We start from the raw sequence: 14,558 nt of genomic DNA on the forward strand, positions 1-14,558 counted from the left end.
CTTAGCTGGCCACGCTGTAGATCTGCCCGATCCGGTCGATTGCGGCGTCGATCCCCATCTCTTCGCTGTCGCCCGTGCGGCGGCAGGTCAGCTCGACCTTACCGTCCTTCAACCCGCGCGGGCCGACGGTGATCCGCCACGGCAGGCCGATCAGATCCATGCCCGCAAACTTCGCGCCTGCCCGCTCGTCCCGGTCGTCGTACAATGGGTCGAGGCCCATGGCGATCAGCGCCGCCTCTACCCGTTCACAGGCCGCATCGCAGTCGCCGTCGCCTTGGCGCAGGTTGACGATGCCGCAGTGGAAGGGCGTCACGCCTTCGGGCCAGACGATGCCCTTGTCGTCGTGGCTCGCCTCGATGATCGCGCCGACCAGACGCGAGACACCAATGCCGTGCGACCCCATGTGGACCGGCACGCGGTCACCTTCGGGGGTGACCACGGTCGCGCCCATCGCCTCGGAATACTTGGTGCCGAAGTAGAAGATCTGCCCGACCTCGATCCCGCGAGACGTGCGGCGGCGCTCTTCGGGAACCTTGTCGAACATCTCGGCGTCGTGGGTTTCGTCCGTACGAGCGTAGGGCGCGGTCCACTCGTCCACGATGGCCTGACAGGCGGCGCGGTCGTCGAAATCGACGGAACGGTCGCCAAAGGTCAGGTCGGTGATCGCGGCGTCGTAGAAGACTTCCGATTCGCCCGTTTCCGCCAGCACAAGAAATTCATGCGTGTTGTCGCCGCCGATGGGCCCGGAGTCCGCCCGCATCGGGATCGCCTTCAAACCCATGCGCTCATAGGTGCGCAGATAGCTGACCATGTGACGGTTGTAGGCATGAAACGCATCTTCCTGCGTCAGGTCGAAGTTGTAGCCGTCCTTCATGCAGAATTCGCGGCCCCGCATCACGCCGAACCGCGGACGGACCTCATCGCGGAACTTCCACTGAATGTGGTACAGCGTCAGCGGCAGCGCCTTGTAGGACGACACGTGGCTGCGGAAGATATCGGTGATCATCTCTTCATTGGTGGGACCATACAGCAACCCACGCTCATGCCGGTCGGTTACGCGCAGCATTTCGGGACCGTAGGCGTCGTACCGCCCGGACTCGCGCCACAGATCAGCAGGTTGCAAAGTCGGCATCAGCATCGGGATGTGACCGGCCTTGGCCTGTTCCTCGTGGACGATCTGCTCGATCTTCTTGAGCACCTTGAAGCCTAGCGGCAGCCACGAATAGATGCCCGCCGCGTTTTGCTTGATCATACCCGCGCGCAACATCAGACGGTGGCTGACGATTTGCGCCTCGGACGGGGTTTCCTTGAGGACGGGCAGGAAATAGCGGCTAAGACGCATAGTGCGGGCTCCGGTAATGGTACTTCGGGCGTAGGCCAAAGGCCGCGCACCCGCAAGATCGGCCAAGCGTCACAGGATCGAAACGTTTCGCGCACTACGTTGATCCCGACCCCGGATCAGGGGATACCGGGGTGAACCCGTCAGGAAGGATAACCGATGGCGCTGCCCGTCAGAAGCCAGCTGAAATACTGGGGTGCCGCCGCGGTGGTGTTCCTGCTGCTGCTCTGGTGGCTGGGCAATGTGATCCTGCCCTTCGTGCTGGGCGCTGGCGTGGCCTACCTGCTGGACCCGGTCGCGGACCGGCTGGAGCGGATTGGCCTGTCGCGCGGTCTGTCTGTGGCGATCATCGCCATCGTCATGCTTCTGCTGTTCGTGGCGCTGGTGCTGCTGGTCATCCCGACGCTTATCAGCCAGGCGGTCTCTCTGTCAGAGCGGCTCGCCGAGATCATCGAAGGTGCGCCGGGCACGGTGGCCAGTTTTCAGGAGTGGATTTCCACGCGCTATCCTGGCTTCGTCGAGCGTTTCCCAGATTTCGCTGACATAGAGACCACACTACGCAACATGTTGACCAACGTGACAGAGGCATTGCGATCGCGGGCGGGCACGCTGGTCGAAGGCGCACTGGCGTCGTTCTCCGGTTTCTTCAACGTGATCATCCTGTTCCTAATCGTACCCGTCGTGGCGGTCTACCTGCTGATCGACTGGGACCGCATGATTGCGAAGATCGACGATCTGCTGCCGCGCGAACACGCCCCGACCATCCGTCGCGTCGCATCCGACATAGACGATACGCTGGCCGGGTTCCTGCGCGGTCAAGGCCTCGTGTGTCTGATCCTCGGGGTCTACTACGCAGCTGCGCTGGCCATCGTCGGCTTGCAATTCGGGCTGATCGTGGGCGCCATTGCGGGCTTCCTGACCTTCATTCCCTACGTGGGCGCCTTGGTCGGCGGCATTTTGGCCATCGGCTTGGCCCTGTTCCAGTTTTGGGGTGACTGGGTCTGGATCATCGCGGTCTGGGCGATCTTCCAGTCCGGCCAGTTCGTCGAGGGCAACTTCCTGACGCCCAAGCTGGTGGGCGACTCGGTCGGCCTGCACCCCGTATGGCTGCTGTTCGCCCTGTCGGCCTTCGGCGCGGTATTCGGCTTTGTGGGTTTGCTGGTCGCGGTGCCGCTGGCCGCATCGCTCGGTGTAATCGCGCGATTCCTCACGGCGCAGTACCGCGACAGCGCGCTTTATCGCGGGACCGGCGGTGACGGGACGGACATCTCGTAGTGGCCGAGCAACTCCCCCTGCCCCTACCCGTGCGGCCTGCACTGGGCCGCGCCGATTTCGTCGTCGCCCGCGCGAATGCGGCGGCGCTTGGGATGCTGGAAGGCGCGCGCTGGCCGGGCAATCGACTGGCGATCATCGGCCCGACCGCTTCCGGCAAGACGCATCTGGCACACGTCTGGGCCGCGGCGCGCAACGCGCTCGTGATTCCCGCCACCGATCTTTCGCGCTACGACATCGGCACGCTGGCCAGCGCGGGCCGCGTCGCGGTCGAAGATGCGAACGCCGTCGCGGGCAACCGATCCGGCGAGGCGGCGCTGTTCCACCTGTATAACCGTCTTGCCGCCACGCAAGGCGCCTTGCTGCTGACCGGACGCACCGCGCCGTCCACATGGCCCATCACCTTGCCCGACCTGCGCACACGTTTGGCGTCGTTCACCGTGGCGCAGCTGGACGCCCCGGACGAGGCGCTTCTGGCCGCCCTTCTGGACAAACAACTGAAGGATCGCGGTTTGACGCTGACCACACCAGTGTTCCGCTATCTCGTACCCCGCATGAGACGCTCGGCGGCCTTCGCGCAGGCACTGGCAGACGAGATCGACCACCTTGCATTGGCCAAGGGCCGCGCCGTCACCCGCGACATCGCGAAAGAGGCACTGATCCGGCTGGGAGCCGACCCCGACCGAACAGAGGATGACGAAACATGAGCGATACCGACTTCCTGAACCAACCCTTCCCCCAAGCGGTCGAGCCCGAAGACGGCATGGACCTGACCGGCCCCGCACGTTTCTACAACCGCGAACTGTCATGGCTGGCCTTCAACTGGCGCGTTCTGGAAGAAGCGCAGAACCCCCGCGTGCCGCTTCTGGAACGGCTGCGGTTCCTGTCGATCTCTGCCACCAACCTCGATGAATTCTACACGGTGCGCGTCGCGGGCCTGCGGGAACTGGCGATGGCGGGTAACACCACCCCCGCCGCCGATGGCCTGACGCCCGCGCAGCAGCTGACCCGGATCGACGCCAGCGCGCGCGACCTGATGGATCACCAGCAACTCGTCTTCCGCGAATTGAAGGCCCTGATGGACGCCGAGCGGATCGAGATCCTGACCCGAGATGAGTTGTCGAAAGAGGATTGCGCGGCGCTGGATGTCCGCTTCCTGGAAGAGGTGTTTCCGGTTCTGTCGCCGCTCGCCATCGACCCGGCGCACCCGTTCCCCTTTATCCCCTCGACCGGCTACAGCCTTGCGCTGCATCTGGAGCGTATCAAAGACAAGCGAGTCCTGCACACGCTTCTACCCATCCCCCAGCAGATCGACCGCTTTATCCGCCTTGATGCGCCCGAAGGCACCGCCCGGTTCCTGCCGCTGGAAGAGATGCTGCTGCTGCACGTCACGAAGCTGTATCCGCGCTACAAGGTCGTCGGCCATTGCACCTTCCGCGTGCTTCGCGACAGCGATCTGGAAGTCGAAGACGAGGCCGAAGACCTCGTCCGCGGCTTCGAGGTCGCGCTGAAGCGACGGCGGCGGGGCGAAGTGGTGCGGCTTAATATCTCGGCCAACGCCCCCAAGGCGCTGAAGAAGATCATCATGGACGAGTTGCCGGTGACGGAGTCAGAAACGATCGAGACGGACGGTCTGATCGGCGTCGGCCACTTGTCGGAACTGGTGTTGAAGGAACGCCCCGACCTTCTTTGGCCGTCCTACACCCCCCGCGTGCCCGAGCGTGTACAGGACCACGAAGGCGACATGTTCGCCGCGATCCGCCAGAAGGACATGCTGCTGCACCACCCCTATGAGACCTTCGACATGGTGGTGCGTTTCCTGAACCAAGCCGCGACCGACCCGGATGTGGTGGCGATCAAACAAACCCTTTACCGTACCAGCCACGACAGCCCCATCGTCGACGCGCTGTGCGATGCGGCTGAATCGGGCAAGCAGGTGACCGCTCTGGTCGAGCTGAAGGCCCGCTTCGACGAAGCCGCCAACATCCGTCAGTCGCGTAAGCTGGAACGGTCGGGCGTACACGTTGTCTACGGTTTCCTGAACCTGAAGACCCACGCCAAGCTATCTGCGGTCGTCCGACGCGAGGGCGGCAAGACCGTCAGCTACAGCCACTTCGGCACCGGCAACTACCATCACATCACCGCGCGCATCTACACCGATCTGTCGTTCTTCACGACCGACGCCGCACTGGGACGGGACATGACGCGGCTGTTCAACTTCCTGTCCGGTTACGCACAACCCGATGACATGGAAAACCTTGCCGTTTCACCCACCACGCTCAAGCCCAGCCTGATCGAGATGTTCGAACAGGAAGCGCTGAATGCCGAGGCTGGCAAACCCGCCGCGATCTGGGCCAAGATGAACGCGCTGATCGAGACCGACGTGATCGACAAGCTGTACGAGGTCAGCCAGCGCGGCGTGAAGGTCAGCCTTGTCGTGCGCGGCATCTGCGGGTTGCGGCCCGGCATCAAGGGCCTGTCCGAAAACATCCGGGTGAAGTCCATCGTGGGTCGGTTCCTGGAACACTCGCGCATCGTCTGCGTCGGCAACGGGCATGATATCCCAAGCAAGCACGCGCGGGTCTACATCTCGTCCGCCGACTGGATGGGCCGCAACTTGAACCGCCGGGTCGAGACGCTGGTGGAATGCACCAACGCGACCGTGAAGGCGCAGATCGTGCGACAGATCATGGCGGCGAACATGGCCGACACCGCGCAAAGCTGGATTCTGCGACCCGATGGCTCGTTCGAGCGTCCGGCGGCAGACCCGGATACGCGTCAGTTCTCGTGCCACCGCTTCTTCATCGAAAACCCGTCGCTGTCCGGGCGCGGATCGGCGGGAGCAAAGGACGTGCCGGAACTGACCCACGCGAACGACTGATGCGCCCGCACCTGTGGCCGATCCTCGCGGCGCAGGCCGCTTGGGTCGTAGCCCGCGCAACGCGGCTGCCCGAAGCGGACGGGCCGCGCTTCGGGTCAGCAGGGGTTGGTGAACCCCTTCGATTGCTGATTTTAGGCGATAGCTCAGCCGCTGGAACGGGTGCCGCAACACAGGAACAAGCGCTCGCCGGGCAGATCGCGACTTCGCTGGCCCCACCCGCGCGCTGGACTGGACCCTGATCGCCCGCTCTGGCGGCACAGCGCGCTCTACCTTGCGACTCTTGGCCGACGCCCCGGACGCCCGCTTCGACGCGGCAATCGTCTGCCTTGGCGTGAACGACGCGAAGAACGGTGTGGCGCGCGGGTTGTTCGCGCGGAGGATGGAGACGCTGCTCGACACGCTGATCACGAGGTTCCAAACCCGCCGCATCGTTCTGTCCGGCCTTCCCCCTCTTCATCGCTTTCCCATCCTGCCATCGCCACTGAACGCCACTGAACGCCACTATCGGCGCTCGGGCGTCGCTTTTCGACAAAACACTTCAAGACCTCGCGCACAGCCGTCCCGATACCGTCCATGTTCCGCTGGACCCCGAAATGGACCTGTCCCTGCTGGCCCCTGACGGCTTCCACCCCGGCCCCGGCATATATGCCGAATGGGGGCGGATGCTGGCGCAAGCAGTGCGCGATGTGCCCGACGACGATTGACCTGCCAGACCAAGCCGTTAACTGTCGCGTGACGCAGAACCCCCAGGGACCGATGCCAGACACCTCTCACACAGACGAGTATGGTGCCTTCGGCGCACCCATATTCGATGACCCGTCCGCCCGCGCCCTGTCGCGCGTTGCCGTCATTGATATTGGATCGAACTCGGTCCGTCTGGTCATCTTCGATGGGGCGGCACGCTCTCCCGCCTACTTTTTCAACGAAAAGGTCATGGCCGGGCTGGGCGCCGGTTTTGCCCAGACGGGCCGATTGAACGCCGAAGGCAAAAAGCGCGCCATGTCTGCGATGCTTCGGTTCGCGCGGTTGATAGAAGGCATGAACGCCAGCCCCGTCATCGCCATCGCCACCGCCGCCATGCGCGAGGCCGAGGACGGCCCATCTTTCCGCGAAGAGATCGAGGCGCTAACCGGCATCACGATCAACATCATCGACGGAGAGGAAGAAGCGCGACTGTCTGCCCAAGGCGTGTTCGTCGGCTGGCCGGACGCCAAGGGTCTGGTCTGCGATATCGGCGGCTCTTCCATGGAACTGGCCGAGGTCGGTGACGGGCGCGTGGGCCAGCGTATGACTACGCCCTTGGGTCCCCTTCGTTTGCAGGGCGTAACCGGCGGCAAGAAGGCGCTTCAGGCCCACATCTCTGACCATGTGGCCGCCTTGGGCAAGCGGTTCGGCCCCGACCATGATCGTCTTTTCCTCGTCGGCGGCTCATGGCGCGCCATCGCCCGGATCGACATGGAGCGGCGCGGCTATCCGCTGCACGTGCTGCACGAATACCGCATGAGCCCCAAGCAGGTGCGCGAGACGGTCAAATATATCCATGATCGATCTGTCGATGAATTGCGCGACAGCACCGGGATCGGCGAAAGCCGGATGAGCTTGGTTCACTTGGCCTCGACCGTTCTGAAGACGCTGGTGAAACAGTTGAAACCGAAGGAAATTGCTATCTCATCCTACGGCATCCGCGAAGGCGTGCTATACGAGCAGATGCCAGACACGCTTCGCGAACGCGATCCACTGATCGAAGCGTGCCGCTTCATCGAAGCCAAGGATGCCCGCCAGCCCGGTTTCGGCCGCGCGCTGTATCACTTCATCCTGCCGCTGTTCAAAAGCTGGCCCGCCAATCGTCTGCGCATCGTCCGCGCTGCCTGCCTGCTGCACGACGTGAACTGGCGGGCCCATCCCGACTACCGACATGAGGCCTGCTTCGACAGCGCCACCCGTGCCAACCTTGGAGGCATGACCCATCAGGAACGCTTGTTCTTGGGCCTATCGCTGCTGCACCGCTACAAGGGCGGGCGCGAGGGCACGCGGTTCGAGGAATTGATCGGCGTGCTTACGGATCGGGAAACGAAAGAAGCCGAGATCCTTGGCCGCGCTATGCGGTTTGGGGCTATGTTCTCTGCGCAGGAACCGCTGAGCCACGGTGAGCTGCGGTGGTTCCCGAAGAGGCTGCATCTTGAGTTGCGGATAAAGGATGCGGCGCAAGACTTGTTCGGAGAAGTCGCCCAGTCGCGCTTCAACGCACTGGTAAGCTCGCTGGGCGCCACAAGCGAAATCGCCCGAAGCCGAAAGCCCTAGATCTCTATCTCGCCGTCCATCGGATCTTCCGGTGGATCCTTACGCCGGATGATGATGTCACCATTCGGCAAACGTTCGGGCGGGTGATATGCGCCCAGATCGTCGATGCTCAGCCCTTCGAAGTTCCAGTCTTCCAGGGCATCGGCCAGATCGCGCATCCGCGGCTCGACCTCTCCCATCAGACCATCCATCAGCCGCCGGGCCCCTTCGGACAGCATGTCGATACCGTCTTCGATTTCCGAGTTTTCGGCCGGCGCGTCCTGTTCTTGCGCGCTGACCGGAGCGGTCAGCAGCATGGCGGAGAGGGATGTGATGACAACGTGCTTCATGGTTTGCCAACTCTCCTACGCTGACGAAAGTTCAACCGTCACAGGGAAGTGATCGGACGCGGCAAGCAACGCCGCGCGTAGGTCCGGATCGGCGTAGATTTCCGGGTCGTCGAACGGATGCCAGATGTGCCACCGCGCGCGGGCGGCCAGATCGGGGCTAAGCATCGCGTAATCCAGCATCGCGCCGATCCAGCGCTTGCCGTCGCGATCCCAGAAGCGGGCAGAGGACGGCCGCGCCACCGTCGCGCGCGGCGGCACCGCATTGGGGTCCACCAATCGGCCCGCGCCGTCACCCAGCACGATCTCGACACCTGACCGACCGAAGAGCGCTTCGTACTCATCCAGACCGGGACCATCGTTGAAGTCTCCCGCGACGATAAGGCTGTCGCCCGCCGCCAGGTGCGCGTCGATTCGGGCGCGCAGCCAGGCGCATTGAGCCAATTGCTTTCGGCGGTTCGCAATGGCGCGAGTGATGCGTTCCGCCTGCGTCGCACCATGGGTGGACTTCGACTTCGCATGCACGCCGATCAGCCGGATCGGTCCTTGCGGCGTATCCAAGGCCAGTTCCAGCGGCGGCTTGCTCCACCGCACCGCCTCCGGCTCTGCGTCCACATCCATATCGACCAGATAGCTTCGGTCGAACCGTGGGACTGTCGCGCTTTCCTTGGGATCATGCAGAGGTGTGATCACATCGGGATCGTAGAGCAGCGCGATTTCCTGCACCGTGTCGTTGGCAAAACCGATCACGGCACGACGGGCGCGCAGACCCGCATGTTCGGCGAAAGTCTCCAGCGCTGCCTGTCCTGACCTGCGAGACGAGGTGTCGGGCGCTTCGATCACCAGAACCGCGTCCACGTCCAGCGCCTTGAACACCTGCGTCAGAGCCTTGATCTGTTGTGCGCGTGTGACGTTCCACCGCGCAGACCACCCACCATCGTTCAGCAACGCACCGTCATCATCGAACAGGCGGTCGAACCATTCGACATTGTAGGTCGCGACCCTTACGCCCGCGCGGCTTCGATCTCTGCCCATGCGTCATTGATCGCACTGAGCCGGCGTTCGGCCAGCCGCACCGCCTCTGTCGGGACGCCGCGCGCGATCATACGGTCGGGGTGGCTCTCTTTCACAAGCTTGCGGTACGCGCGCTGGATATCGGCCAGCGGCGCGTCAGGATCGACGCCCAGGATCGCATAGGGATCGGGGGCTGCGTCGGGCACGTGGCGCGCGCGAGCCTGCCGGAACGCCGCTTCGCTGATGCCGAAGATTTCCTGCACCCGGCGCAGGAAAACTTCCTCATCCGGGTGATAGTCCCCGTCCGCCGCCGCGATGTGGAACAGCCCGTCGAGCAGATCCTCGAGCATGTCCGACCCACGCCCGAAGCTTTTGGCAATGCGGGTGGCATAATCCTCGAACCCCGCCACGTCCTGCCGCGCAAGGTTGAACACGCGGCCTGCCGCCGCCTCGGCCTCTGGCGGAATGGTAAAAACCTCGCGGAAGGCCGTCACCTCGTCCCGCGTGACCGTACCGTCGGCCTTGGCCATCTTCGCACCCAGCGCGATCACGGCGATGGTAAAGCCCACCGATTGCTCTGGCGGGGTGCGCAAGCGTTCGAATATCTCCGCCAAGCTGTCGCCTTGGCGCAGCGCCGCAAGAGCATCGAGGATTCGGGTCCAGATCGACATGCGCGCAACCCTACGCGCAGGCCGCGACGCGCGAAAGCGTTAGCCGATGTGTTTCGTCAGAAGATGCAGGTCAAACCACTGATCGAACTTGCGCCCGATCTGCGGCAGAACGCCGGTCTCGGTATAGCCACACGCCACGTGAAACGCGCGCCCGTCCGGGTTGGCGGACGAGACACCGGCCACCATGACATGGCCGCCCTCTGCCGCTGCCTGCCGTTCCGCGTAGCGCAACAAAGCGCGCCCAATGCCCTGCCCGCGCGCATCAGTCGCAAGGTACAAGCTATGTTCGAAACTGTGCGCGTAACCGGGACCGCTGCGGAACTGGCCGTATGTGATGAAGCCGCTGACGGTGCCACCGGGCGCGGTGACGAACGTGCGCCCCTGTGCGATGCGGTCCGCGATTTCTGCGTCAGTCTTCTCTGCGTTAGTGAAGGTCAGAGCCGTGTCGCGGATCACAACGTTCCAGATCGCGGCGATGGCCGGGGCGTCATCGACCCGCGCCGGGCGGATCACGCCAGACCGCCGCGAAGGACTTTCAGGCCAGTAGGGGTGACGATCTCTGCCGCGATCTCGGGTCGCTGACCGACTTCCAGCACTACGGAGTCGGTTCGGGCCAGGTCGGGCCAGGCCGCCTGTATGTCACCCATGCGCGGATGCGTCAGAATAAGCCGCTTGATCTTGCAACCCTGCGGCTCCAGCCCGTCCTGCGCCCGCGCACCCCGCCACTGCAGCAAGGCGGGCAGCACACCGTCGAACGGCAGCGCGCCGGAGGGCGGGATCGCCATGCGCCACGCCAGATCACCGCGAGACAGGTCGTGCACTTCGCCCATGCCCATCGGCGCCTCGGCCACCGCCCGGTCCATGTCGGCGGCGCTGGCGACCCAGTTGGTCAGCGCGGGCGCGCCAGAGCGATTGTCGAGATCGAACCACCGCGGTCGGTCCGGCGCGGGGGCGTCCGGGTCGATGGCGATGACCTCAAGGTAGGCGTCGCCAAGGGACAGAAGCCGATTGTGCGTGCCCATCAAGGGATGCTTGCCACCGGTTTGCAGGGGCACCCCTAGCGTCTCGGACACAGCAGCAGTTCCGGTGTCGAGGTCGGCGCAGGTCACGACGAGATGGTCGATTTTCATGGCACATGTCCTGTTGGGAGGCAGGGGCGGTATGAGGGCCGGCAAGGGCGTTGTAAACATTTGCCTTTTTAGCCCGGCTACGACTTTTTTTCGTAGCTGCAAAACCCAGCTACGAAAAAAAGTCGTAAATCGGGGCCAAAAGAAGTGAGGTTCCGCTCCCTACTCCGCAGCGTCGGCCCGGGCGCTGCGGATCAGGACCAGCACCTTGGCGGCTGCCTCGGGTATGTTCGTGCCCGGCCCGAACACCGCCGCGACACCAGCCTCGCGCAGTACCTGGTAATCGCGGTGCGGGATGACCCCGCCGCAGATCACCAAGATGTCGCCAGCACCCTTGTCCTTCAGCGTCTGTATCAGCTTGGGCGCGTTGGTCAGGTGCCCCGCCGCCTGAGACGACAGACCGATGACATGCACGTCGTTGTCCACCGCGTCCTGCGCAGCTTCTTCCGGCGTTTGGAACAGCGGGCCCACGTCCACGTCGAACCCGATATCTGCAAAGGCCGTGGCGATCACCTTCGCCCCGCGGTCGTGCCCGTCCTGACCGACCTTGACGACCAGCATCCGGGGGCGACGGCCTTCTTCTTCGGCAAAGTCCTCCACGTCCTTCTGAATTTTCTCATAGCCCGCGTCGCCCTCATACGCGGCGCCATAGACACCCGACAAAGTTCGCACTTCCGCACGGTGACGCCCGAATACGTCCTCCAGCGCCATCGAGATTTCGCCCACCGTCGCCCGCGCACGCGCCGCTTCCACAGCCAACGCCAGCAGGTTGCCGTCGCCTTTTGCACCCTCGCGCAGGGCATTCAGCGCCGCCTCGCACGCGTCCGGGTCGCGCTCTGCCCGCAGGGTCTTCACTCGCTCGATCTGGCTGTCGCGCACACCAGCGTTGTCGATCACGCGGATATCAAGGTCATCCTCCTGCTCCAGCCGGAACTTGTTGACGCCGACGATCACTTCCTCGCCCCGGTCGATGCGCGCCTGCTTTGCGGCCGCCGCCTCCTCGATCCGCAGCTTGGGCATGCCGGACTCGACGGCCTTGGTCATGCCACCCAGCTCGTCCACTTCTGCCATCAGCTTGCGCGCCTTGTCGATCAGGTCCGCGGTCAGCTTTTCCACGTAGTAAGAGCCCGCCAGCGGATCGACGACATTGGTCACGCCCGTCTCGTTCTGCAGGATCAACTGCGTGTTCCGCGCGATGCGGGCCGAGAAATCCGTCGGCAGCGCGATCGCCTCGTCGAAGCTGTTGGTATGCAGCGACTGGGTGCCGCCCAGCACAGCGCTCATCGCCTCATAGGCCGTGCGCACGACGTTGTTGTAGGGGTCTTGCTCGGCAAGGCTAACGCCCGAGGTCTGGCAATGGGTCCGCAGCATCTTCGAGCGGTCGTCCTTCGCGCCCATCTCCGTCATGATCTCATGCCACAGGAACCGCGCGGCGCGCAGCTTGGCCGCCTCCATGAAGAAGTTCATGCCGATGGCGAAGAAGAACGACAGACGGCCCGCGAACTTGTCCACGTCCATGCCCCGCTCCATCGCGACGCGGACGTATTCGCGCCCGTCAGCCAGCGTGAACGCCAGTTCTTGCACCAGGTTCGCGCCCGCTTCCTGCATGTGATAGCCAGAGATGCTGATCGAATTGTACTTCGGCATCTCGCGCGCGGTGTAATCGATGATGTCTGCCACAATCCGCATCGAAGGCTCCGGCGGATAGATATACGTGTTGCGGACCATGAACTCCTTCAGAATGTCGTTCTGGATTGTGCCCGACAGCTTGGAGCGGTCCACGCCCTGCTCTTCGCCTGCCACGATGAAGGACGCCAGCACCGGGATAACCGCGCCGTTCATGGTCATCGAAACCGAGACCTGATCCAGCGGAATTCCGTCGAACAGCACCTTCATGTCCTCGACCGAGTCGATGGCCACACCCGCCTTGCCCACGTCGCCCTCGACGCGCTCGTGATCCGAATCGTAGCCCCGGTGAGTCGCCAGATCGAAGGCGACCGACACACCCTGCTGTCCGGCGGCCAAGGCGCGACGGTAGAAGGCATTGGACTCTTCGGCGGTGGAAAAGCCCGCATACTGACGGATCGTCCAGGGGCGGCCCGCGTACATCGTCGCCTTCACGCCACGAGTGAACGGTGCCTCGCCGGGCATCGACCCCATATGATCGCCCTGCGCATCTTCTGACGTATGCACCGGGGCCACGTCGATCCCTTCGGCGGTGCGCCACGTCAGATCGTCCAGCGGTTTGCCGCGCAATTCCTTCTCGGCGCGCTTTTTCCAATCGTCCATGACCATCCTCCTGTCAGCACACTTGCGGCATAGTGATCCGCGCAGGCGCTTTGCCTCTTCGTTTCAGCGTCTGTCGTGCATACATTCAAGTCATGATAAACAGACGCAAGATTGTTACCGGCATGTCCCTACTCGCAATTCTGGGCGCTGTCCCGGTGTTAGCGCAAGAGGTTGGATTGCAAACGACGCCCGAACTGGATGCCGTGAACCGTTGGCGTGCCGATCCGGCAACCGTGTTCCGCGCCGACGAAGTAGACCTTGCGGACTTCAAGTGGATCGCTCGCCCCGTCGTCATCTTCGCAGAGGCACCGCAGCAGCCGGATTACCAAGAACAGATGGACCTGATCGCCGACCGCGCGCAGGATCTAGCGGATCGCGATGTCTTGGTGGTGGTCGATACCGACCCCGCCGCCTTCAGCGACTTGCGCCGCCAGTTGCGCCCACGTGGCTTCCAGTTCACACTTATCGGCAAGGATGGAGAGGTGAAGCTGCGCAAACCCTTCCCGTGGGACGTCCGCGAGATCACGCGCTCCATCGACAAGATGCCCATGCGCCAGCGTGAGATCAGAGAAGGCGGAAGTTGAACGCGGCGTTTATTGATAACGAACACGTTACGACTTATATATTGTGCATAGGCCATGGAGGCGCTGACGATGTCGCAGAACGATGAAAAGCCGCGTATTCCGCTGACGGGTCGCAACGGCCCCCGTCCCAGCTACTGATAGACGCCTAGGCCTTCTTCTTTCCGTAGGTGTCAATGATGCTTAGCGCCTCATTTCCATATTCGATCAGTCTGATCTTTATCGCGAACAGATCACCATAAATGACCGCGCGTCGCTGCGCATCCATCCGACGAAAACCTGCGCCCCGCATATCTTCGACCAATGCATCATGTGCCGCCAGCTGGCTATAATAACGCACAACCGGGTCGATGGTGACACGCGGCAGAACGCTGATCTCTGACAAGATCGTCTGGAACACTACATCGTTGCGTTCGCGCGGGACGAAAGGCACGAAGTCTTCCACTATGATCTTGTCCAAGACAGGCTCTGCGAAATCACGCAGTTTTTCGGGAGTCTCCAGGTTCGCAAGGTTGTGCTTTATCTCGGCATAGAGCGCGCGATGCACGTCCCTCAGTCGCTCGACCCGTCCCAGATGCGCGCTGAGTTCGCGCAAGGCGAACCCCGCGACCCATCCCAGCGCCACCACGACCGCAGCGACGAGCGCCTGTTGAACACGTTCGTTCGTCAGGTCGAGCGGCAAGAGAACAAGCAGGCCGATGGCAACCAGTACGACCGCAGCAAGGGTCGCAAGGATGATCCACAGCCGCGCTTGCAC

The 14,558-nt window shown here is 63.3% G+C and carries 14 protein-coding genes; 6 read left to right on the forward strand and 8 right to left on the reverse strand.

Features of this window, described 5'->3' with window-relative positions; genetic code table 11:
• Position 1: 1 nt before the first annotated feature.
• Positions 2-1,342 (reverse strand): proline--tRNA ligase, encoded by a 1,341-nt coding sequence (gene proS, locus FIU81_RS11390; RefSeq protein ID WP_124112146.1) that lies wholly within the window; start codon positions 1,340-1,342, stop codon positions 2-4.
• A 156-nt stretch (positions 1,343-1,498) separates the two neighbouring features.
• On the opposite strand from proS, the gene FIU81_RS11395 reads away from it, so the two are divergent.
• From FIU81_RS11395 to FIU81_RS11415, 5 genes are all read left to right on the forward strand, one after another.
• Positions 1,499-2,614 carry an AI-2E family transporter gene (locus FIU81_RS11395; protein ID WP_124112147.1) on the forward strand — a complete coding sequence of 372 codons (1,116 nt, stop codon included), beginning with the start codon at positions 1,499-1,501 and terminating at the stop codon, positions 2,612-2,614.
• Complete coding sequence (locus FIU81_RS11400) at positions 2,614-3,318, forward strand: HdaA/DnaA family protein (protein ID WP_124112148.1); 705 nt, start codon at positions 2,614-2,616, stop codon at positions 3,316-3,318. Before FIU81_RS11395 ends, FIU81_RS11400 begins: the two co-directional genes overlap by 1 nt.
• Complete coding sequence (locus tag FIU81_RS11405; protein ID WP_124112149.1) at positions 3,315-5,492, forward strand: RNA degradosome polyphosphate kinase; 2,178 nt, start codon at positions 3,315-3,317, stop codon at positions 5,490-5,492. Before FIU81_RS11400 ends, FIU81_RS11405 begins: the two co-directional genes overlap by 4 nt.
• A 280-nt stretch (positions 5,493-5,772) precedes the next feature.
• Positions 5,773-6,111 carry a hypothetical protein gene (locus FIU81_RS17175; RefSeq protein WP_413816206.1) on the forward strand — a complete coding sequence of 113 codons (339 nt, stop codon included), beginning with the start codon at positions 5,773-5,775 and terminating at the stop codon, positions 6,109-6,111.
• A 137-nt stretch (positions 6,112-6,248) separates the two neighbouring features.
• Complete coding sequence (locus FIU81_RS11415) at positions 6,249-7,793, forward strand: Ppx/GppA family phosphatase (RefSeq protein ID WP_254696059.1); 1,545 nt, start codon at positions 6,249-6,251, stop codon at positions 7,791-7,793.
• Here the strand turns inward: FIU81_RS11415 and FIU81_RS11420 are convergent.
• The 6 genes from FIU81_RS11420 to scpA form a co-directional block, all read right to left on the reverse strand.
• The gene (locus FIU81_RS11420) at positions 7,790-8,122 is read right to left on the reverse strand and encodes a hypothetical protein (RefSeq protein WP_124112151.1); all 333 of its coding nucleotides are present in this window, start codon (positions 8,120-8,122) and stop codon (positions 7,790-7,792) included. The genes FIU81_RS11415 and FIU81_RS11420 overlap by 4 nt on opposite strands.
• Before the next feature lie 15 nt (positions 8,123-8,137).
• Positions 8,138-9,154 carry an endonuclease/exonuclease/phosphatase family protein gene (locus tag FIU81_RS11425; protein ID WP_124112152.1) on the reverse strand — a complete coding sequence of 339 codons (1,017 nt, stop codon included), beginning with the start codon at positions 9,152-9,154 and terminating at the stop codon, positions 8,138-8,140.
• On the reverse strand, positions 9,124-9,804 hold the full coding sequence (locus FIU81_RS11430) for a J domain-containing protein (RefSeq protein ID WP_124112153.1): 681 nt from the start codon (positions 9,802-9,804) through the stop codon (positions 9,124-9,126). The genes FIU81_RS11425 and FIU81_RS11430 overlap by 31 nt, the downstream gene beginning before the upstream one ends.
• 39 nt (positions 9,805-9,843) lie before the next feature.
• Entirely contained in the window at positions 9,844-10,317 is a 474-nt protein-coding gene (locus FIU81_RS11435; RefSeq protein WP_124112154.1) for a GNAT family N-acetyltransferase, read from the reverse strand.
• On the reverse strand, positions 10,314-10,934 hold the full coding sequence (locus FIU81_RS11440) for a VOC family protein (RefSeq protein ID WP_172971464.1): 621 nt from the start codon (positions 10,932-10,934) through the stop codon (positions 10,314-10,316). The genes FIU81_RS11435 and FIU81_RS11440 overlap by 4 nt, the downstream gene beginning before the upstream one ends.
• Before the next feature lie 159 nt (positions 10,935-11,093).
• A complete protein-coding gene (gene scpA / locus FIU81_RS11445) occupies positions 11,094-13,220 on the reverse strand; it encodes a methylmalonyl-CoA mutase (RefSeq protein WP_124112156.1) in 2,127 nt (708 codons plus the stop codon).
• A gap of 122 nt (positions 13,221-13,342) precedes the next feature.
• On the opposite strand from scpA, the gene FIU81_RS11450 reads away from it, so the two are divergent.
• Entirely contained in the window at positions 13,343-13,804 is a 462-nt protein-coding gene (locus FIU81_RS11450) for a DUF4174 domain-containing protein (protein ID WP_254695904.1), read from the forward strand.
• Between the two features lie 145 nt (positions 13,805-13,949).
• On the opposite strand, the gene FIU81_RS11455 is transcribed toward FIU81_RS11450, so the two are convergent.
• Positions 13,950-14,558: a hypothetical protein gene (locus FIU81_RS11455; RefSeq protein ID WP_124112158.1), complete on the reverse strand. Its 609-nt coding sequence runs from the start codon at positions 14,556-14,558 to the stop codon at positions 13,950-13,952.

The organism is Palleronia sp. THAF1, assembly GCF_009363795.1.
Lineage (GTDB): Bacteria > Pseudomonadota > Alphaproteobacteria > Rhodobacterales > Rhodobacteraceae > Palleronia.